Consider the following 19,536-nt stretch of genomic DNA (forward strand, 5'->3'; position numbering starts at 1 on the left):
TCCGTTAATATGTGAGGCAACACAGTATGATTCGCACTTCAACTCCCTACACCCATGGCGCTGACTCACTGGTTTTTCTACCTTTAGTATGTGCACGTCAAATATTACAACCTAACCCACCGCAAAATGAAGTAACAATGCACAAATCAAAACAAAGCGCCGATTACCCCTCACAAGACTTTTTACTTCACAGAACTTCCGCCCATCAATAGATTCGTAGCATTTTTGCATGGAGCCTACTTTCATCTAGGCATTCATTTCAATATGACTAACGAAGAAAACAGAAATCCCGATGGAAAACAATAGAACCGGATTACCAGTCCAAGCTGCCCGATTTTATTGAACCCGACGATATCTACTTCCGGAATGATCGCACGAGATGCAAGCTTTGATGCAGAATTCCCGAAAATATCAGAAAAGGAGACGCTAATGATATATACAGCTCTTTATATTAGAGTCTCTCAGGAACTATTCGCTTTTCAGCTGCACAAAGAACACCTTTGCGATAGTAGCAGGGCCACCCCGGATACCCTCCCACCCCTTAACGTCATTACATAGACCAGATGCTCGGATCGAAGATCCTGTAAGCAGTAGAATCCTAGCCCCCACAGCAATCTGAGAGCTAGCAGGCGAGCAGATCACTTTGCGGCTTAAAGAATACTCAGTACTTTTAAACGGAGTCTCAATATGGAAAAAATAGGTTTACCGGTATCCATCACCGAACTTACTTACTCCCTATACAGAGATTACCAACATCCCAAAAGGTTACTCGAAACTAACTTAAAGTTAGCGGTAATTAAGCAAACACTTCTACCAACTAGGATCCCATCTCAGATTATGACAGTCATCACGAATAAGGATGAATACTGGATCTATAGTACAAATTACATTTTTATAAAACAGCAACTCCCCTATCCACAATACAGATTGATATATTGATTTAATTACCCAAGGAAACCATGCTAGGCTTCCGAAAAACACCCAAGGGCAAGTCATAACACAACACACATTTAAAGGGGGCTGGATTTAAATAATAGCTTTCACACCTCAAAGCTCCGCCCACTTAAATTAACATTATAAAAAATGAGTATATTCCCCATGAAAACTCTAACCTTTTATAAATTCACCTTAATCATTGTGCTTGGCTTACTTTCTCTAACTGGAAATGCCGCAATTAACTGTACCGAGCAAGTTACACGATTGATAACCCATAAAAATGGAGGTGTATACTTTCAAACAAATAAGACCTGCTCCCAAAATTGGTGCAAAGTTGATTTCCCTGACGAAATCCAAGTAACTCGGGCCTACTCAACTTTGCTTACAGCTAAAATAGCCCAAAAGAATATAAATTTTGTTTGGAGTAATTTGGGATCTTGTGAAGAATACAACGAGATCCATGTATCACCAGAATTTTTCAGTATATGATTTTTCGCAGCATCTCTAGAGTCTAGCTAGGAGCTTTCATCACACACTCTCCTAGGGTTGGGCTGACATTAGCCCCAGCGATTAGCAACTGAATATCTTTACGAGCGGGCAGTTCGGGTTCGTATTTACATATGATCTGGGGAGAATGACAAAAAAGGGTGCTTGAAAGCACCCTTAACAAATCAACTTATTCCGCCGGCTTAACCCACTTTCTCTCCATGAGCCTGCTTATCAGCATGGTAAGAAGAACGTACTAAGGGACCACAGGCCGCGTGTTTAAAGCCGATTTGCTCAGCGTAGCGGCGATACTCTTCAAACTCATCCGGGTGGACGTAGCGCTGCACCGGCAAGTGTTCTTTACTCGGTTGCAGATACTGGCCGATCGTAAGCATATCGATATCATGCTCGCGCATATCGTCCATTACCTGGAAAATTTCCTCTTTCTCCTCACCCAGGCCAACCATCAACCCGGACTTGGTCAGTACGTCAGGGCGACGCTTTTTGTATTCCTGCAGCAGCTTTAAAGACCACTTGTAATTGGCACCGGGACGAGACTCTTTATACAGGCGTGGCACAGTTTCCAAATTGTGGTTAAACACATCCGGAGCTTCTTTCTCCAGAATGTCCAGCGCTACATCCATACGGCCGCGGAAATCCGGAGTGAGAATTTCCACTTGCAGGTTCGGGGATTGCGCTCTCGATTCACGAATACAATTGGCAAAATGCTCGGCGCCACCATCGCGCAAGTCATCCCGGTCAACAGAGGTGATTACCACATAGCGCAAACTCATTGCAGCAATGGCATCCGCCAGGTTCTTAGGCTCTTCCGGGTCCAGTGGATTGGGCTTACCGTGGCCTACGTCGCAGAAAGGACAGCGACGGGTACAGATTTCACCCATGATCATAAATGTCGCGGTACCGCCACTAAAGCACTCTCCCAAATTAGGGCAGCTCGCCTCTTCACAAACCGTTGACAGTTTTTGTGAGCGGAGAATATTTTTGATGCGATCCACTTCTTTTGAAGCGGGAACCTTTACGCGAATCCAGTCAGGCTTACGCAGCAGGTTATCGCTGGCAATTACCTTCACCGGGATACGCTCTACCTTATCGCCATCGCGAAGTTTCTCCCCCTGCTGGAGGCGGCGAGTGCGCTTAACGGGCACCAGGTCGGGTTTATCAGCCATTACTTAATTCCTGCTGTTCTGCGCTCAGCTGCGCAAATACTTTTTCATCAATGGGTTGCCACTGGGCGTCGGGCAACTGAAGAGTGTGGAGCAGCTCGCGTACAAAAATCTCGGCGACCTGGCTCCAACTCGGGGTTGGTTCCAATATTTCTGCCATCTGCACCATCTGCATCCCCGCATAGCCACAGGGGTTGATCCGCAGGAATGGAGCCAGATCCATATCGATATTGATGGCGATACCGTGGAAACTGCACCCCCGCCGAACTCGCAATCCGATAGAGGCAATCTTACTTCCCGCACGTGGGCCTTCAGTGAGGTAGACCCCCGGCGCATCGCCCCTGGGTGCCGCTGCAACACCAAAAGTTTCCAGCATTGCCACCGTGGCAGTCTCCAGGGCAGTGACCAGATCACGCACGCCGATTTTTGCTCTACGCAGGTCCAGCAATGGGTACACCACCAACTGGCCGGGGCCGTGATAAGTCACCTGTCCCCCACGATCCACCTGAACCACGGGTATATCACCGGTATTCAGCAGGTGCTCGGCTTTGCCTGCCTGCCCCTGGGTGAAAACCGGTTCGTGCTCTACACACCAGATCTCGTCGACACTTTCGCCATCGCGACTATCGGTATAGCGCGACATAGCCTGCCAGACACTCTTGTAATCTCGCCGCGCAAGATCGCGAACAATGGTCATCAGAGCACCATATGCACAGCGGGGTGCTGTTTCAGTTCTTCAAATAATGCTTTGAGCTGCTCCTCACCAGTGGCGAGGATAAAGAAAGTCATTGAGGTGAATTTACCAGTACTACTGTCACGCAAGGTAACGCGCTCTTCATCCAGGCCGGGGGCATGGCGACGCATCACATTCAGTACAAATTCGTGCGCCTCATCATTGGCATCACGCACGACCTTGACCATGTAGTCTTCGCAGGGAAATTCAATTTTCGGGGCTTTTTGATTGGGATCTTGACTCATACCACTCTCCGGGGCCGGGCTGTTAGATATTGAGAAAAGCTTAGGCACAGCCGGGCGGCGATTATACAGCGGCTAAACAGCAGTGGACAGTGAGCAAAAGGGGAAGTGGACAGAGAGTGGGGAGGGATGGACAGGGATGGGAATCATTCCCACCCCTAAATCAGCAATTAGCTAAAAAAGCCCATTACAAAGCGCTTGATGGAGTCCCACATGCGTTTGAAGAAACCGGCACGCTCCACATCTTCGGCAGCAACGGCTTTAACATCGGCGACAGTCTCACCATCCAGGGTCACAACAACTTTACCCACTGGCTGGCCCTTCTGCACAGGCGCTTCCAGCTCGCCATCCACAATCAGGTCGGCCTTAATGCCTTCCTCACCGCCTCGGGGGATGGTAACGAATACATCTTTAGCTACGGCAATACCCACGCTGGGCTCTTCACCACCCCAGACACGCTCCGTCTGCAACTCTTCACCCTGACCATATACCTTATGGGTTTGGTAGTAGCGGAAGCCGTAGGCGAGCAGTTTTTGGGTCTCAGAGGCGCGTTTCTCATCACTGTCGGTGCCGACAACAATAGCAACCAGGCGCATGCCGCGCTTCATTGCAGAAGCTACCAGGCAGTACCCTGCTTCTTCCGTATGGCCGGTCTTAATTCCGTCTACAGAGGAATCGCGCCACAGCAAACGATTGCGGTTGGGCTGGTTAATGCCGGAGTAGCTGAAATACTTCTCGGAATAAATATCGTAATGCTCTGGGTGGTCCATTATCAGCGCGCGCGCCAGTACACCCAGGTCATGGGCAGTCGTTACATGCCCCTCTGCAGGCCAGCCGGTGGCGTTGACGAAGTTAGTATCTTCCATTCCCAGCAGCTCTGCCTGCTGGTTCATAACTTCGGCAAAGACCTCTTCACTACCGGAGACGTGTTCTGCAAGGGCAATACTCGCATCGTTACCGGATTGAATAATCACACCGCGCATCAAGTCGATAACCGGCACCTGGTCACCCACTTTGACAAACATCTTGGAGCCACCCTTGCGCCAGGCCTTTTCAGAGATACGAACCATATCGTTTTCTTTGATGCTCCCCTTAAGGATCTCCTCAGAAACGATATAAGCCGTCATCATCTTGGTAAGGCTTGCCGGCGGTACCGGAGTATCCGCCTCGTGCTCAACCAGGACCTGACCGGTATTGGCATCTAAGAGCAGGTAAGACTTCGCCGCCAATTGAGGCGGTGCAGGGATAAGAGATTGCGCCTGGGCCAGGCCCGCACATAACAACAGGAAAGAACAGGCGATAATCCGTGTGATCATAGGTATATGTCTCGTCATTCCTCGTTTTCGTTGGCTTAACCTGCAACGAAATCTACAAGGTTAATCAGCGGCACTAGAGCTTGTCACCAAACGCCGCCTATCATTACAAAATTACAAAATACAAGAAAAAACGCGTCAATGCGCACTATTTTGTGAACGGGTATTCAAATGACTGACACCGATAGCATCAGTCACAATCATTTAAGGCAGATATCACCTTTCCCTATTGATACCCAAAAGCCCACAACACTATTCGTAAACTACTTGTGGCTGTCCAAATTGCTTTTGCTCAACAGTTTCCCGCGCTGTTGCCAAAGCTCTCTGCTGGGTGAGTGGGCCAATTCGAACTCGATAATAAGTCTTGCCGCCACTCTGAACAGAACTAACAGCAACAGGATAGTCAATGGCCGCTGCCAATTGGGTGCGAATTTCCTGGGCCTGCGCGGAACTGCTATAAGCACCAACTTGCAGATAGGTATTGTCGGGCAACTTGATAGTTGTATCTTCCGCCAAACCAGCGGTGCCATCACTATTGGCCAGCACTTCATTGGCGGCCGGCAACGCGGCCGGGTCCAGAGCCTCTACCTCAACCCGAGCAATGCCTTTATCAATGTATCCGAGCTTTTGCGCAGCAGTATAACTGAGGTCGATGATGCGCCCGTGCACAAAGGGCCCCCGATCGTTTACCCGCACGATAATACTGCGGCCATTGTCGAGATTGGTGACCTTGGCATAGCTGGGCAGTGGTAGCGTTTTATGGGCAGCAGACATGGCATACATATTGTAGACCTCGCCATTTGCAGTGCGTCGGCCGTGGAATTTTGTTCCATACCAGGAAGCCTGCCCCACCTCTTTATAGCCCTTGACGTCATTGCGTACACGATACGTGACACCGTTGACCTTATAAGGGGATTTATTGCCGGCGTCGCCGATCGGCTCGCGGACAGGGATCGGCTCAGGGGCTGCTTGCATATTTACCGGAGCAGCAGGGCCACTATCCTTGATGCTATTAAAGTCCGGTTGCTTGGTGTTTTCGGTTTTCTGTGGTTTTGGCTGCGGGCCACTACAGGCCGCTAATATCAGGACCGCCAGGGCCACTCCCCAACGCGCTTTGCACTGAAACATAATCCCCCCGGCGCGCGACAACTTATTGCTGCCGTCTCCAAGCCGCTATTATCTGGAACTGCTAAATAAAATAGAAAAATATGAACACTAAAAACCCAAATGGTTCCCTCCATTTGGGTTAAATTTAGCTGCGGGACTGAAGCCGCCTTAAGACTTGCCGCCTCTCGCTTTAACAATCTCTTGGGCCAGGTCATTGACGGCCATAGCGTAAAGGCGACTGCGGTTATAGCGGGTGATAGTCGCGAAATTATTCAAACCGAGCCAATACTGTTTTCCCTGCTCAGTTTGCAGGGAGAATACGTTGGCCGGCATTTCCGGAGCCACCTGGCTAGTAGCGTTAAAGCCTTTGTCCGCCAATTCTCCAACGGTCCACTGCGGCTGCAGAGTATCGTTGACGATTGTCATGTCCGCATTCGGGCGGGGGCTGGCCAGTACCGCGACCGGTTCACCGGGCTTCCATCCATGTTTAACGAAATAGTTAGCCACACTGCCGATCGCATCGGTAGGGTTGTTCCATATATCCGCCTTGCCATCGTCGCTGAAGTCCACCGCATAAGAGCGGTAGCTTGAAGGCATGAATTGGCCGTAGCCCATAGCCCCAGCATAAGAGCCCTTGAGAGCCAAGGGGTCCATATCCTGCTCACGAGTCAGCAGAAGGTAGTTTTCTAACTCTTTGGTAAAAAACGCAGAGCGACGGGGGTAGTTAAATGCCAGCGTGGAAAGTGCATCCAAAACCCGGTAGCCGCCCATATTACCGCCGTATCGGGTTTCAATTCCGATGATGGCAACAATCATCTCTGCCGGTACACCGTATTTCTTTTCAGCCTCAGCCAGGGCCTCGGCATTTTGATCCCAAAAGTCTACCCCACCGGCAATGCTCTGCGGGGTGAGAAACATTTTGCGATATTCGTGCCAGGGCTTGGCTTTCTCAGCTGGCCGTTTGATCGCCTTTAGGATGGAATCTTTGCGCTTGGCCTCACGCATCAGAGTCTGCATTTCTTCGCGATTAAAATCGTGCTCTTCCACCATATAATCTACGAATTCTTGCGCTTGTTTATTATTTCCGTGACCCGGTTCCTGCGCACAGGCGGCGAGGGCCAGTCCCATCCCGATTAATAATCCCGAGGTCCACTTCAAAACGACCGCTCCTGTCTTCATCTCGCGTCTCTAAATCCGGTTATTGTCCCTATGCAGTGTTCCTCAAAAGTGAACTCTGCGCCGCTCAGTGCCAACAGCCATCAACAAGCCAAATCCGGCCATCAATGTAATCAAGGATGTCCCGCCGTAACTAATCACAGGCAAAGGCACCCCAACTACCGGCAACAATCCTGTAACCATACCAATGTTTACAAATACATAGACAAAAAAAGTGAGGGTAATACTCCCCGCCAACAATCGGCCAAATACGTGCTGGGCCATAAAGCTGATGTAAATGCCACGGGCGATAATCAGTACATATAGCAAAAGCAGCAACAGGGCGCCGCGCATGCCCCACTCCTCCGACAGTACCGCGATAATAAAATCGGTATGGCTCTCCGGCAGGAAATCGAGCTGTGACTGGGTTCCCTGCAGGTAGCCTTTGCCGTAAACACCACCGGAGCCGATAGCCGCTTTGGAGTTAAATATATTCCAACCAGCACCAAAACGGTCATCATCTGGGTTGAGCAGGGTCAAAATTCGCTGCCGCTGGTAATCGTGGAGCCCCCAGTGCCAAATTGGATAGGCAGCAACCAACAGCGCCATTGCCGCGGCACTGATCATCTTCCAACTCAACCCCGCTAGATACAGGGCAAAAAGACCGGACGCCGCAATCAGGATCGAAGTCCCCAAATCCGGTTGCCGTACGATAAGAGCTGCGGGAATCGCCACAATTGCCAAAGCTCCAATCACTGTGGTCAGTGATGGCGGCAAACGGCGTTGATGCAGGTAAGCTGCCACTGCCATGGGGACACCGAGCTTCATCACTTCCGATGGCTGGAAGCGAAACCCGCCTATCTCCAACCAGCGCTGCGCCCCCATCGCCTTGGTGCCAAAGAACAATACCCCAACCAATAGCGCACAACCGGCCAAATAGGCCCAGGGGGACCAGCGCCGATAAAAATCCAGGGGGATTTGCGCAACGATAAACATGCCCACAAAGGCCACGCACATAAAAATTGACTGGCGCCGCACATAGTTCATATCACCGCCAGAAGCGCTGTACAGCACTCCAAGTCCTACAGCGGCCAACACCAACAACAGTACCAGTAGCGGTATATCAATATGCAGGCGGCGTGAGAGACTGACCGGCTTGCGCAGACTGCCGTGGGCATCTGACAAACGGTGGGAGAAATCGCGACTAGCCATTGCCAGCCCCCTCGCTCAAATAAGTGGTATCCGCCGTCTTCTGCGGTTCCAACTGCGGGCGTGACATCCACTCCGCAAATAGCTCTCTTGCCACCGGAGCAGCGACCTTGCCGCCGCCCTCACCATTTTCGACTAATACCGAAACAGCGATACGGGGGTTATCCACAGGCGCGAAGGCCACAAACAGGGCGTGGTCTCGGTGGCGCTCTTGCAGGGCCTCTGAGTCATAGCGCTCCCCCTGGGCAATACCGACCACCTGAGCGGTACCGGACTTACCCGCCACGCGGAAGTCCAGATCTTTACCTGCCCGTTTCCCGGTACCGGTACGGTGGTTGACTACAGCCTCCATTCCCTCGAATACCAAATCCCAGTGATCAGGGCGGGCCTCGAGGTTGTGCAGTATCTCGGGAGGTTGTTCCACCCCGTTGATCGACTTGACCATCTGCGGGCGGTAGTGGGTACCGCGATTGGCAATCGTGGCAGTCATTACTGCAAGCTGCAGTGGCGTCGCCAACACAAAGCCCTGCCCCAGCACCGCATTCAAACTGTCACCGGGGAACCAGGGCATTCCGCGGGCGCCGCGCTTCCAGTCTCGGGAAGGAAATAGTCCAGAGCGCTCCATGGGCAGATCAATCCCTGTCTTGCTGCCCAAGCCAAAATGAGAGGCGATGCTGTGCATATCATCGATATCCCAGCGGTGCGCCATATCCCAAAAGTAGACGTCACAGCTCTGCGCCATGGCCTGTATCAGATCCACTTTCTCACCGTGCCCCCAGCGCACGTGGTCGCGGTAGATGCGCGGATCGTTGGGCAGCTTGTAAAAGCCGGGGTCCTTGACTGTACTCTCTCGGGTAATAATGCCCGCCTGGAGTCCACCCAGCCCCATCAACGGCTTTAGAGTCGAGCCCGGTGGATACTGCCCCTGCACCGCCCGATTAAACAGGGGCACATCGAGAGAATCGCTGAGGGCGCGATAGTCGGCAAAGCTGATGCCGGTCACAAACAAGTTGGGGTCGAAGGACGGCTTGCTGACAAACGCCAACACACCACCGCTATTTACATCGATCGCAACTACTGCACCGCGGCGATCTCCCAGGGCATCAGAGGCGACTTGTTGCAGCTGAGCATCCAGGTTGAGCACCAGATCCGAGCCCGGTTTGGGGTCCCGGCGCTCCAGTACTCGTAAAACCCGGCCACGAGCATTAATTTCGACATTTTCATAACCGACCTCTCCGAGCAGGAGATCCTCGTAGGAGCGTTCCAACCCGACCTTACCGATGCTGCGGGTACCGCGATAGCGGCGCACATCATCCTCGGTAAAGTTACTCAGGTCGCGGTCACTGATTCGCCCCACATAGCCCACACTGTGGGCAAATAGATCCCCGAGGGAGTAGTAACGCACTAACTCCGCCTCCACTGACACCCCAGGCATACGGAATTGATTAACACTGATCCGTGCGATTTCATCTTCGTTCAATCGAAATCGGAGAGGCACTGGCTCATAGGGGCGCCGGCGCTTGAGGCGTTTCTGGAATTTGGTGACATCATTTTCATCGAGTCGCACCAGGTTACCGATCAGCTCTAACGTGGCATCCATATCGCGAACGCGCTCGCGAACAATCGACAAGTTATAACTGGCGCGGTTATCGGCTAGCAAAATGCCGTTGCGGTCATAGATCAATCCGCGGGTCGGCGCGACCGGGCGCACCTGGATACGGTTCTCATCAGATTGAGTGCGGTAGTCTTCGTAATTAACCACCTGGAGGTTGTAGAAACGCGCAACGAGAACACCCAATAAAAAGATAACCCCCACAAGCGCCACCAACATACGATTGCGAAACAATCGCTGCTCGGTATGGGGGTCCTTGAGATGGTAATCGTGCGGCATCAGAATTTATTCGATGGTTTTTGACTGGCGTGCAAAAAATCTAATTCCCTACATTAACACAGGGCGAGTCAGGAGAGAGAACCGAGTCGGCAAATCTCTCCGCGACTTATCGCAAATATTTTATTTGTGGTAGGGATGGCCGGCCAATAATGTCCAGGCGCGATAAATTTGTTCAGCCAGAACCACCCTCACCAGCGGGTGCGGCAAGGTCAGTGGGGACAGAGACCAGCGCTGGCGTGCACGGGCGAGGCAATCTTCGGATAAACCGTCGGGCCCGCCAATTAACAGGCTGATATTTTCCCCGAGCATTTGCCAATCACTTAATTGCGCCGACAACTGCTCAGTACTCCAGGGCTTGCCTTTCACATCGAGCGCTACCACGTGATCCCGCGGTCCCAAAGCGGCGAGCATCGCCTCGCCCTCTTTTTTTCGCGCTTTTTCAATCAGGGCAGCAGAGCTCTTTTGGCCTCGTTGGCCGAGTGGAATTTCCACCATTTCCAGAGCAATTTCCCGGGGCAGGCGCTTAGCGTACTCGGCGTAGCCCTCCTGCACCCAAGCCGGCATTTTTCCACCGGCGGCAAGAATGCGGATTTTCACAGCAATTAACCCTGGTGCGGATCACTGCCATCGGCATCGTCACGGGTATTCGGAGTCATAGACCAGAGTTTTTCCAGGTCGTAGAAACCGCGAACATCTGCGAGCATCACGTGAACAACCAAGTCACCGTAGTCGACTAATACCCACTCGCCCTGGTCGACACCTTCAACACCAATGGGACGAATACCTTCTTTTTTCAGCTCGTCTACAACGTTCTCTGCCAGAGACTTAACCTGGCGGCTGGAAGTACCAGTACAGATCAGCAGATTGTCCATTACATCTGAAAGCCCGGAAACATCCAGGGAAACAATATCCTTACCTTTCAAATCTTCCAGCGCATTGAGAGCGATATCTTTAATATTTGTCATAACACCTTGATTCATTGCGGGTCGCCTGAAGCAACCTCTGTATAAAGTCGATGATCTTCTATGTACTGCAACACAGTTGCGGGCAGCAAATAGCGTGGCGACTGGCCACTTTTAATTAATTCGCGAATTTGCGTCGCGGAAATCGGCAACATGGTCTGCTCCCGCAACAGCAGGCAACCACATGCTCGTGTATGCAAGTCTGCAACCGTGCCCCGATGATTCTCCAGCAGTTCTGCCAGAGGGCCATGCTCTTCGCTATCGCGATCTGGCAGGTGCCAGCCCGGCCGTGTTACCACCACCAGATGTGCCAGCTCCAAGAGGCGCTCCCAGCGGTGCCAGCGGTGCAGACTCAATAGGGAGTCCAATCCCATGCAGAAACTGATGGAGGCTTCACCTCCCAGTTCACTGCGCAGCTCCTCCAGGGTATCTACCGTATAAGTAGCTCCGCCACGATGGAGTTCTCGCTCATCCAGGGTGAGCTCATCACACCCCTCAAGCGCCAGAGCCAGCATTTCGCTACGCTGGCGGGACGATACACCTGGCGTCTGCCGGTGGGCAGGCTGGTGGCTGGGTAGCAGGCGCATTTCATCAAATTCGAGCACCTGGCGCAGCTCCAGCGCCATGCGCAAATGGCCGAGATGAATCGGATCAAAGGTTCCGCCAAACAGGGCCAACTTATGCCTTTTGCTCGCCACAATTATTTCTCGTACCCCCCGCACTCGCTGCCCCAAAGGGAAAAGTGCTTATTGCCGGATATGGCCATCTCCGAACACAATCCATTTTTGCGAAGTGAGCCCTTCCAGGCCAACCGGGCCGCGGGCGTGGATTTTATCAGTACTGATACCAATTTCCGCCCCCAAGCCGTACTCGAAACCGTCAGCAAAGCGGGTTGAGGCATTAATCATCACTGAGCTGGCATCCACAGCACTCATAAAACGGCGGCTGCGACTGTAATCCTGGGTGACAATTGCCTCGGTGTGGCCGGATCCGTAACAGGCAATATGGTCCATAGCCGCTTCCATATCCGCAACAACACGCACAGCGAGAACCGGGGCAAGGTATTCCTCACTCCAGTCATCTTCTGTCGCCGCTACACAGTGAGCAATGATTTCACGGGTCCGGTCACAACCGCGCAATTCAACCCCTTTGTCTTCGTAGGCACCAGCCAAGCGCGGCAGTATATCCGCCGCAACCATCTCGGCAACTAAAAGTGTTTCGATGGCGTTACAAACACCATAGCGATGGGTCTTGGCATTGAGGGCGATATCGAAAGCTTTGTCCAGGTCAGCCCGATCATCGATATACACATGACAAACACCGTGTAGGTGTTTGATCACCGGCACCCGGGCTTCGCGACTGACCCTTTCAATCAGGCCGGTTCCACCCCTGGGTACAATCACATCCACATATTCCGGCATAGTAATCAGGGCACCCACCGCTGCTCGATCGGTGGTATCGACAACCTGCACCGCCGTTTCCGGTAAACCCGCTTCTCGCAAGCCAGCGGTAATACAGGTGGCAATTGCCTTGTTCGAGTGCAGCGCTTCACTGCCTCCACGCAAAATTGTGGCATTGCCGGATTTTAAGCACAGGCTCGCTGCATCAATGGTCACATTGGGCCTGGACTCATAAATAATGCCCACCACCCCTAGGGGCACACGCATTTTGCCCACTTGAATACCGCTGGGGCGATAGCGTAAATCTTCAACTTCTCCCACCGGGTCGGGCAGCTCTGCCACCTGCACCAAGCCCTCGATCATGCCATCGATGCGGGCATCGTTAAGCTCCAGACGATCCAGAAGAGCCGCATCTAAGCCGCGCTCGCGACCCGCCTGCATATCCAATGCATTGGCCTTCAGTAGAGACACCCGCTGAGTCTCCAGTTGGGCAGCGATGGCTTTGAGAGCATTATTCTTGGTGGAGGTATCCGCGGCAGCTATCTGTTTGGCGGCGGTACGGGCGGCGCGCCCCATTTGTTCGAGCTTGGCGCGAGTGGATTGCTGATCAGCGGTGTCTGTGGCGGTCACTTGGCTCTCCGTGCAAAATCCGGTCGGCCGCGCAGTATAACCCAGCGAGACCCGGTTTAAAGTGCCGATTACCGGGCCGCACAGCTTTGTATCTAGCTATTCCCGCGTCCAACGGTCCAGGTTCTCGGCGATAGTAGCAAGTCGCATAAGAGGATCTTCTACCGCCAGCAGATCGGTGCGAACCTTATCCTCCAATGGCAGAAGCTGAGCCAATTGCCAGGAAAGTGAGTCCGCAGACTCCACCGGCTCAAATTTAAGTGATAGCGTCTGTGCCCGCTCCTTCAACTCCTCCAATACCGACAGAAGACCATCGCAATCCGCCGGAATCGGCTTTTCATCTTCATCTGGTATCCATTCCACCTCCCCCAGAAGCAGGTCATCTTCTGCGCGACGGGTGTGGACAATGCGAAAGCGACGCCGACCTTTAACCTCCACATTTAGCAGCCCTCCCTCACCCTGCCCCCAATCCACGATGTCGACATAAACACCGAGAGGCCATACTGAAGCGCGCCCCACTTCGCCCCCGGAGCGAATCAAAACAATGCCGAAGCCGCTATTGGTTTTCATGGACTCACTGACAAGGTGAATATAGCGCTGCTCAAAAATCCGCAGGGGCAAAGTCACGCCGGGGTATAGAGGGACACTCAGGGGAAAAAGGGGTATCTGTTGCAAAGTCATCACTCATTATTTTTTGTGTACCCTAAAGATAACATCGCCCTAGGGAACTCTGCGGCAGGTTAAGAGACTTTTTACCGCCAACCGGTTGGATTGGGAGCAAGTTTTTCCACTTTGCGGTAATTGTCGCTGGCAAGCCCAACACCCAGCCTTTAAGCTGCTGCGGTAAATTGACCAAACGGAGATTTTTCATGCCTACAGCAACCGCTCGCCATATCCTGGTTGAAAATGAACAGCAGTGCCAGGACCTGAAACAGCAAATCGAGAACGGCGCTGACTTCGGTAAAATTGCCGAGCAGTACTCCCAGTGCCCCTCTAGCCGTTCCGGCGGTGACCTGGGCTCTTTCAGCAAGGGAATGATGGTTCCCGAATTTGACAAGGTCGTATTTTCCGAAGAGCTGCACAAGGTGCATGGCCCAGTCAAAACCCAGTTTGGCTACCACCTGCTGGAAATTACCAGCCGCCAGGACTGAGTCCCGACTGTTGAGCAGACATAAAAAAAGCCGGGGTTATCCCGGCTTTTTTATATTTCAAATTTCTTCGATTCAGGCGCTGGGCGCCTCCTGCATCGGTGCCTCGGGCTCAACTTTATCAGCTTGCCTTTGACGACCGAGGGGCTTGAACATCACCAGCAACAGGGGCAGAAGTGTCAGGGAACCCAACAGTGCGGCGGACATCGCCAGCGCGGTGAGGAGACCGAAATAGATCGACGGAACAAACTTCGACAGCGCCAAAATTGAGAAACCGACAATAATCGTGATCGCCGTGTAGAACATGGCACGACCAATCGTCGCATGGCTGCGATGCATGGTCGCCAGATAATTGCCATCTTTAGCAAACTCCGCGCGGAAGCGATACAGGTAGTGAATCGCATGGTCCACCCCGATACCCACGGTAATCGCGGCGATAGTGATGGTCATCATATCCAGCGGAATACCCGCGAGCCCCATACCACCAAGTACCACACAGGCCGCCAGCATATTTGGCACCAGTGCAATCAGAGCAATCCACAGAGAGCGGAATAGCACCAGGAACATCAGCAGGATTCCGACAAAGACGGCACCCAGGGTCAGGATCTGGGACTTAAACAGGCTCTGTAACATATTGTTGTACAGCACCAACAGGCCGGTCTGATGAACATTCTCTGGAGCTATGCCCATCTCATTGTGAGCGTAGTTGTAGATACGCTGGATCAGCTCATCGCGACGCAGGGTGGGGTCTGTCTCCATCACTCGCAGGGTGATACGAGCCTGGTTGTTCTCCACAGATAAATAGGGGGCTACCAAAACGGAGCGAATTTCGGCCGGCAGGCTGGTATTGGCCACCGCCAGCTCAAAGTCATTGAGGGGACCGCCATTCAGATCCACGGCAACTTTATACAGGGTCGCCAGAGATTGAACCTTGCCTATCTCCGGCTGCTCCTCCAGGTAATCATGCAGCTGCTCCAGCTTTGCCAAACCGGCAACCGTAAACCAGTAGCTCTGCTCCACTGACTCCTCTTCACCGCCAAATGGATCATCGGAGGCAAAGGGGTCCTCTTCTACAGCGAAGGGATCTTCCTCTGCTTCCATCGCAAACGGATCTTCTTCTCCCTCGAAAGCTGCCTCCTGCTCCTCGGGCTGATCCAAGATAATATCCAGGGTCACAGTGCCACCCAGGCGGCGGTCAATCACCAGCATGCCCTGATAAATTTCCGTGGAATCATCGAAGTAATCGATAAAGCGGTTTTCCACTTTCAGCTGGGATATGCCCACCACACTCACGACGGCTGCCAGCAGTGAAATACCTAGCACCACAAACTTGTGGCGCTCGGCAAAGCGGGAAAACTGCAGGGTAAATGCGTGGGAGTTATCTGCACTCACACTGCCCACACGCTTCGGCAGCACCATCAGGAAACTGGGAATAATCAGGAACGACAGCAGCAGAGCCACAGTCACACCCATCGTCATCATCCAGCCAAAATCGATAACCGGGCGAATGCCGCTCACCACCAGAGACACAAAAGCCACGATGGTGGTTAGTGCGGTATACAGGCAGGGCTTGGCCATAAAGCGCACTGTCTGCAATACCAGCTTTTCAAGATCCCAATCCGGGTTCTGGGCAATATATTCCCTGTAGCGCACCGCCAGGTGGATGGTAATTGCCAAGGTTATAATTAACAGCAGTGCGACAAAGTTGGCTGAGATCACTGTCAGTCGCCAATCCAGCCAGCCGAGTAGCCCCAGCATCACCACCGCAGTGGTAACACAAGTCATCAGCGGCAACAGCACCCAGCGCGGCTGACGGAAAATCAGCAACAGGGTAATCACAATAAAAGCGAGGATCCCCACACCGAATACCAGCAGGTCGCTTTTAATAAACGAAATCATATCGGCGGTAATCATGGTGACACCACCGAGGAACAGCTCAGCTTCGCCGTTGTAGCCAGCCAGAATTGCGCGCACGGTATCGACGCGCTGGTGGGCAATTTTCTCTTGCTCAGTACGGTGGGCCAGATAGACCGCGCTGATCTCCTCAAGGCGAACGGCCTCTTCTGGAGTCAGCCCCTCTGTATTGCGCTTGCTGCGTAAAGCATCCCGCTCGCGCACCATCTCGATGCCGCGGCTATCCAGTTTCAGGTTCGCCAGTATGGCCGTCGTCTGCCCGTCCGGGCTCAGAATCAACTCCCGATAAATCGGGCTTGAGAGGAACTCTTGCCGGGCCATATCCCGGTCGACATCGGGCCTGGCGAGCGTACGCACCTCATCGCTGATATCAGTGAGAACCAGCTTGGGGCTATACAGCAGTGGGACATCGAGAATGCTCTGCACACTGGACACACCATCTACCTTGGCCAATTCATCCCGCAACTTGCCCAGGGTTTCCAGGGACTCATCACTGAACAGGTCCCCAGTCTTGGAGCGGTAAGTGACGACCAGGAAGTCACCACTGGCATAGCGCTCGGAAATCTCGCGGAAATAATCCAGGGACTTATCAGCTTCCAGAGTGAGGGAATCGGCGGAGGCGTCGATCTTCAGGCGGGACAATCCGAGGGCTGCCAGCAGGGTTAACAGGCCAATAACCACCAACACCGCAGCGGGCCGCTTGGTCACCAAGTATTCATAAGACTTCTGTAAAGCTGACAGCATAAATTTCCGCTTCTTTCCAAACTAAAAACTGGCCGCATTGCGGCGCGCATATTGTTCGCCTATGCGATGAATTAGCAAACCTTAAATTTGCCACCGCACCGTTTTATTGGAACTTTTTTCAGGGATTGTCGATATGCCCCAAGTCGCGTTCGGGAAACAGGGTGTCCCTGACGCGACGTTTGAGCTCCTTGGCACCGGGAAAGCCGCCGTCACGCTTGCGCTCCCAGATCAAAATTTCGCCAATCCGAATCTCGAATACTCCCCCAGTACCCGGTTGCAATGCAACCTGATTGAGGTCATCGGCGAAAGTGTGCAGCAATTCCTGGGCCATCCAGGTGGCTCGCAACATCCAGTTGCACTGCACACAGTAGTGAATCGTAATACTCGGTTTTATCTCATTGCCCATCCTGCTCTCCCCAGCTGGGCAACAGCTTCTGCTCGATGCCCAACTGGTCGAGCAACCGCGCCACCACGAAGTCCACAATATCTTCCACCGAACTGGGCCTCTGGTAAAAACCAGGGCTGGCCGGCAGGATCATGGCCCCCATGCGGGTGAGTTTCAGCATATTTTCCAGGTGAATCTCGGAGTAAGGTGCCTCGCGGGGAACCAGAATGAGCTGGCGGCGCTCTTTCAGGGCTACATCCGCAGCCCGCTCAATCAGGTTGTTCGATGCTCCACAGGCCACCGCAGACAAGGTGCCACCACTTGCCGGGCAGATCACCATACTGGCTGGCGCCCCGGTTCCAGAAGCCACCGGGGAAAACCAATCACGCTTGCTGAAAAGGGTCAGCTGGCCTTCCTGCGCGGCAAAACGATCGGCGAGGAAATTCTGCAACTCGCGCTCATCGCCCTCCGGCAACTGCATATCAGTTTCGGTGTTGATGACCACCTGAGCCGCCTCGGACAGCAGCAGCCATACGCGCACATTCGAAGCCAGCAGGCACTGAAGCAGGCGCAAACCATACTGGGCACCGGAAGCCCCGGTCATAGCCAGGGTCACGGTCTTCTCGAAAGGAGATTGATGCAAAGTCGATACCTTATTAAGCCCTGCGAGCATAGGACTGCGCAGGAAACATTAGTCTTCTGACTTAGAGATCGTATTTCTGTTCCAGGGCACCGATAAGGCGCTGGTGGATACCGCCAAAGCCGCCGTTGCTCATCACTACGATATGGCTACCGGAATCGGCTAGCTGCAACACAGATTCCACACCATCTTCAATCGAATCAAAAGTTTTGGCCGGCACCGATGAGTGGTGGGCAACGTCTTCCAGGGACCAGTTAACTCCCTCAGGCTGATACCAGAGCACCATATCGGCCCCGGAGCAAGAATCGGCCAGCTTGCCCTGATGCACTCCCATACGCATGGTATTGGAGCGCGGTTCAATCAGGGCAATGATTTTATCCTCCCCAACCTTCGCCCGCAGGCCATTGAGGGTGGATTCAATCGCGGTAGGGTGATGGGCAAAATCATCGTAAACACGGATGCCGGCCACTTCTCCCAGGCACTCCATACGACGTTTAACCCCCTGGAAGCGTGCCAGAGCTGCCGCACTCAAATCTGGGGTGACACCCACATGCCGCGCCGCAGCCATAGCCGCAAGGCCATTTTGCACATTGTGCTGCCCGGTCAGGTCCCACTCGACCCGCGCCACGACTTCGCCTTCAAACTGAACCGTAAAACTGCTGCCATCGGCGGCAATATCCACTGCGCACCAATCACCCACTCGCACACCTTCGGCAGACTCGCTACCAACCCGCTGCACTTCACTCCAGCAGCCTTTATCAAGTACCTGCTCTACATTCTCTTCGGCAGAGGCCACTATCAGGCCGCTAGCAGGCACAGTTCGTACCAGGTGATGGAATTGTTTCTGGATTGCCGCCAGGTCCTCAAAGATATCTGCGTGGTCAAATTCGAGATTGTTGATAATCACCGTGCGCGGGCGGTAGTGCACAAACTTGGAACGCTTGTCGAAAAAGGCAGTGTCATACTCATCCGCCTCAACAATAAAGAAGGGAGACTCTCCCAAACGAGCAGAGACACCAAAATTAGCCGGGACCCCACCGATCAGGAAGCCGGGCTGCATATCTGCCGCTTCCAGAATCCAGGCCAGCATACTGGCGGTGGTGGTTTTACCGTGGGTTCCGGAAACCGCCAATACCCAGCGGCCACCCAGGAAGTGATCGCACAACCACTGGGCGCCAGAGGTGTAAGCCAACCCTTTTTCCAGCACCGCCTCTACTGCCGGATTCCCCCGGGACATGGCATTGCCAATAATCACCAGGTCCGGGGCGGGCTCCAGCTGTGCGGGATCATAGCCCTCGGTAATTTGGATACCCGCCTGTTGCAACTGGGTGCTCATAGGTGGATAAACATTGGCGTCACTGCCGGTTACGCGGTGCCCTTCCGCCACCGCCAGTTGGGCCAAACTGCCCATAAATGTGCCGCAAATACCTAGAATATGAATATGCATAGCGGAAAAATGT

The 19,536-nt window shown here is 53.1% G+C and carries 18 protein-coding genes; 1 reads left to right on the forward strand and 17 read right to left on the reverse strand.

Annotated features, from left to right (window positions below):
* Window positions 1–1,625: 1,625 nt before the first annotated feature.
* The 13 genes from lipA to ACJJIY_RS00770 all read right to left on the reverse strand — a co-directional run bounded on the left by lipA (window position 1,626) and on the right by ACJJIY_RS00770 (window position 13,920).
* Entirely contained in the window at window positions 1,626–2,609 is a 984-nt protein-coding gene (gene lipA / locus ACJJIY_RS00710; protein ID WP_282931475.1) for a lipoyl synthase, read from the reverse strand.
* Window positions 2,602–3,303, reverse strand: coding sequence for a lipoyl(octanoyl) transferase LipB (lipB, locus tag ACJJIY_RS00715; RefSeq protein ID WP_444896243.1), 702 nt, complete (start codon window positions 3,301–3,303; stop codon window positions 2,602–2,604). Before lipB ends, lipA begins: the two co-directional genes overlap by 8 nt.
* Complete coding sequence (locus tag ACJJIY_RS00720) at window positions 3,303–3,584, reverse strand: HP0495 family protein (RefSeq protein WP_444896242.1); 282 nt, start codon at window positions 3,582–3,584, stop codon at window positions 3,303–3,305. Before ACJJIY_RS00720 ends, lipB begins: the two co-directional genes overlap by 1 nt.
* A gap of 167 nt (window positions 3,585–3,751) precedes the next feature.
* Window positions 3,752–4,897 carry a D-alanyl-D-alanine carboxypeptidase family protein gene (locus tag ACJJIY_RS00725; protein WP_445355782.1) on the reverse strand — a complete coding sequence of 382 codons (1,146 nt, stop codon included), beginning with the start codon at window positions 4,895–4,897 and terminating at the stop codon, window positions 3,752–3,754.
* Window positions 4,898–5,146: 249 nt separating this feature from the next.
* On the reverse strand, window positions 5,147–6,022 hold the full coding sequence (locus ACJJIY_RS00730) for a septal ring lytic transglycosylase RlpA family protein (RefSeq protein WP_282931471.1): 876 nt from the start codon (window positions 6,020–6,022) through the stop codon (window positions 5,147–5,149).
* 147 nt (window positions 6,023–6,169) lie between these two features.
* A complete protein-coding gene (gene mltB, locus ACJJIY_RS00735) occupies window positions 6,170–7,180 on the reverse strand; it encodes a lytic murein transglycosylase B (protein ID WP_413663142.1) in 1,011 nt (336 codons plus the stop codon).
* Window positions 7,181–7,222: 42 nt separating this feature from the next.
* Window positions 7,223–8,368 carry a rod shape-determining protein RodA gene (gene rodA / locus ACJJIY_RS00740; protein ID WP_413663143.1) on the reverse strand — a complete coding sequence of 382 codons (1,146 nt, stop codon included), beginning with the start codon at window positions 8,366–8,368 and terminating at the stop codon, window positions 7,223–7,225.
* Complete coding sequence (mrdA, locus tag ACJJIY_RS00745; protein WP_413663144.1) at window positions 8,361–10,256, reverse strand: penicillin-binding protein 2; 1,896 nt, start codon at window positions 10,254–10,256, stop codon at window positions 8,361–8,363. The genes rodA and mrdA overlap by 8 nt, the downstream gene beginning before the upstream one ends.
* Window positions 10,257–10,376: 120 nt before the next feature.
* Window positions 10,377–10,853, reverse strand: a complete 477-nt coding sequence (gene rlmH / locus ACJJIY_RS00750) for a 23S rRNA (pseudouridine(1915)-N(3))-methyltransferase RlmH (RefSeq protein WP_444896240.1) — start codon at window positions 10,851–10,853, stop codon at window positions 10,377–10,379.
* Window positions 10,854–10,858: 5 nt separating this feature from the next.
* Window positions 10,859–11,236 (reverse strand): ribosome silencing factor, encoded by a 378-nt coding sequence (gene rsfS, locus ACJJIY_RS00755; protein WP_413663146.1) that lies wholly within the window; start codon window positions 11,234–11,236, stop codon window positions 10,859–10,861.
* Complete coding sequence (gene nadD, locus ACJJIY_RS00760; protein ID WP_445358899.1) at window positions 11,233–11,916, reverse strand: nicotinate-nucleotide adenylyltransferase; 684 nt, start codon at window positions 11,914–11,916, stop codon at window positions 11,233–11,235. Before nadD ends, rsfS begins: the two co-directional genes overlap by 4 nt.
* Window positions 11,917–11,964: 48 nt before the next feature.
* On the reverse strand, window positions 11,965–13,194 hold the full coding sequence (locus ACJJIY_RS00765) for a glutamate-5-semialdehyde dehydrogenase (RefSeq protein WP_445359685.1): 1,230 nt from the start codon (window positions 13,192–13,194) through the stop codon (window positions 11,965–11,967).
* Between the two features lie 150 nt (window positions 13,195–13,344).
* Entirely contained in the window at window positions 13,345–13,920 is a 576-nt protein-coding gene (locus ACJJIY_RS00770) for an LON peptidase substrate-binding domain-containing protein (protein ID WP_445358900.1), read from the reverse strand.
* A gap of 194 nt (window positions 13,921–14,114) precedes the next feature.
* Here ACJJIY_RS00770 and ACJJIY_RS00775 point away from each other — a divergent pair, with 194 nt between their 5' ends.
* The gene (locus ACJJIY_RS00775) at window positions 14,115–14,396 is read left to right on the forward strand and encodes a peptidylprolyl isomerase (protein WP_282931463.1); all 282 of its coding nucleotides are present in this window, start codon (window positions 14,115–14,117) and stop codon (window positions 14,394–14,396) included.
* 72 nt (window positions 14,397–14,468) lie between these two features.
* Here ACJJIY_RS00775 and ACJJIY_RS00780 read toward each other — a convergent pair whose 3' ends face one another.
* The 4 genes from ACJJIY_RS00780 to mpl all read right to left on the reverse strand — a co-directional run bounded on the left by ACJJIY_RS00780 (window position 14,469) and on the right by mpl (window position 19,523).
* A complete protein-coding gene (locus tag ACJJIY_RS00780; protein WP_445358901.1) occupies window positions 14,469–17,051 on the reverse strand; it encodes an efflux RND transporter permease subunit in 2,583 nt (860 codons plus the stop codon).
* A 118-nt stretch (window positions 17,052–17,169) separates the two neighbouring features.
* Window positions 17,170–17,457 carry an Rdx family protein gene (locus tag ACJJIY_RS00785; protein WP_282931461.1) on the reverse strand — a complete coding sequence of 96 codons (288 nt, stop codon included), beginning with the start codon at window positions 17,455–17,457 and terminating at the stop codon, window positions 17,170–17,172.
* Window positions 17,447–18,109, reverse strand: a complete 663-nt coding sequence (locus tag ACJJIY_RS00790) for a flavin prenyltransferase UbiX (protein WP_444911420.1) — start codon at window positions 18,107–18,109, stop codon at window positions 17,447–17,449. Before ACJJIY_RS00790 ends, ACJJIY_RS00785 begins: the two co-directional genes overlap by 11 nt.
* Before the next feature lie 31 nt (window positions 18,110–18,140).
* Window positions 18,141–19,523 (reverse strand): UDP-N-acetylmuramate:L-alanyl-gamma-D-glutamyl-meso-diaminopimelate ligase, encoded by a 1,383-nt coding sequence (mpl, locus tag ACJJIY_RS00795; RefSeq protein ID WP_445358902.1) that lies wholly within the window; start codon window positions 19,521–19,523, stop codon window positions 18,141–18,143.
* Window positions 19,524–19,536: the final 13 nt, after the last annotated feature.

It is taken from the genome of Microbulbifer maximicatervae (SeqCode) (assembly GCF_052468155.1).

Coding starts and splice junctions, on each gene's coding strand:
- ACJJIY_RS00790 (WP_444911420.1), bottom strand. CDS start 18,109: ATGCTCGCAGGGCTTAATAAGGTATCGACTTTGCATCAATCTCCTTTC.
- ACJJIY_RS00785 (WP_282931461.1), bottom strand. CDS start 17,457: ATGGGCAATGAGATAAAACCGAGTATTACGATTCACTACTGTGTGCAG.
- ACJJIY_RS00780 (WP_445358901.1), bottom strand. CDS start 17,051: ATGCTGTCAGCTTTACAGAAGTCTTATGAATACTTGGTGACCAAGCGG.
- ACJJIY_RS00730 (WP_282931471.1), bottom strand. CDS start 6,022: ATGTTTCAGTGCAAAGCGCGTTGGGGAGTGGCCCTGGCGGTCCTGATA.
- rsfS (WP_413663146.1), bottom strand. CDS start 11,236: ATGAATCAAGGTGTTATGACAAATATTAAAGATATCGCTCTCAATGCG.
- ACJJIY_RS00775 (WP_282931463.1), top strand. CDS start 14,115: ATGCCTACAGCAACCGCTCGCCATATCCTGGTTGAAAATGAACAGCAG.
- mpl (WP_445358902.1), bottom strand. CDS start 19,523: ATGCATATTCATATTCTAGGTATTTGCGGCACATTTATGGGCAGTTTG.
- mrdA (WP_413663144.1), bottom strand. CDS start 10,256: ATGCCGCACGATTACCATCTCAAGGACCCCCATACCGAGCAGCGATTG.
- rodA (WP_413663143.1), bottom strand. CDS start 8,368: ATGGCTAGTCGCGATTTCTCCCACCGTTTGTCAGATGCCCACGGCAGT.
- lipB (WP_444896243.1), bottom strand. CDS start 3,303: ATGACCATTGTTCGCGATCTTGCGCGGCGAGATTACAAGAGTGTCTGG.
- lipA (WP_282931475.1), bottom strand. CDS start 2,609: ATGGCTGATAAACCCGACCTGGTGCCCGTTAAGCGCACTCGCCGCCTC.
- ACJJIY_RS00725 (WP_445355782.1), bottom strand. CDS start 4,897: ATGATCACACGGATTATCGCCTGTTCTTTCCTGTTGTTATGTGCGGGC.
- ACJJIY_RS00765 (WP_445359685.1), bottom strand. CDS start 13,194: ATGGGGCGCGCCGCCCGTACCGCCGCCAAACAGATAGCTGCCGCGGAT.
- ACJJIY_RS00720 (WP_444896242.1), bottom strand. CDS start 3,584: ATGAGTCAAGATCCCAATCAAAAAGCCCCGAAAATTGAATTTCCCTGC.
- mltB (WP_413663142.1), bottom strand. CDS start 7,180: ATGAAGACAGGAGCGGTCGTTTTGAAGTGGACCTCGGGATTATTAATC.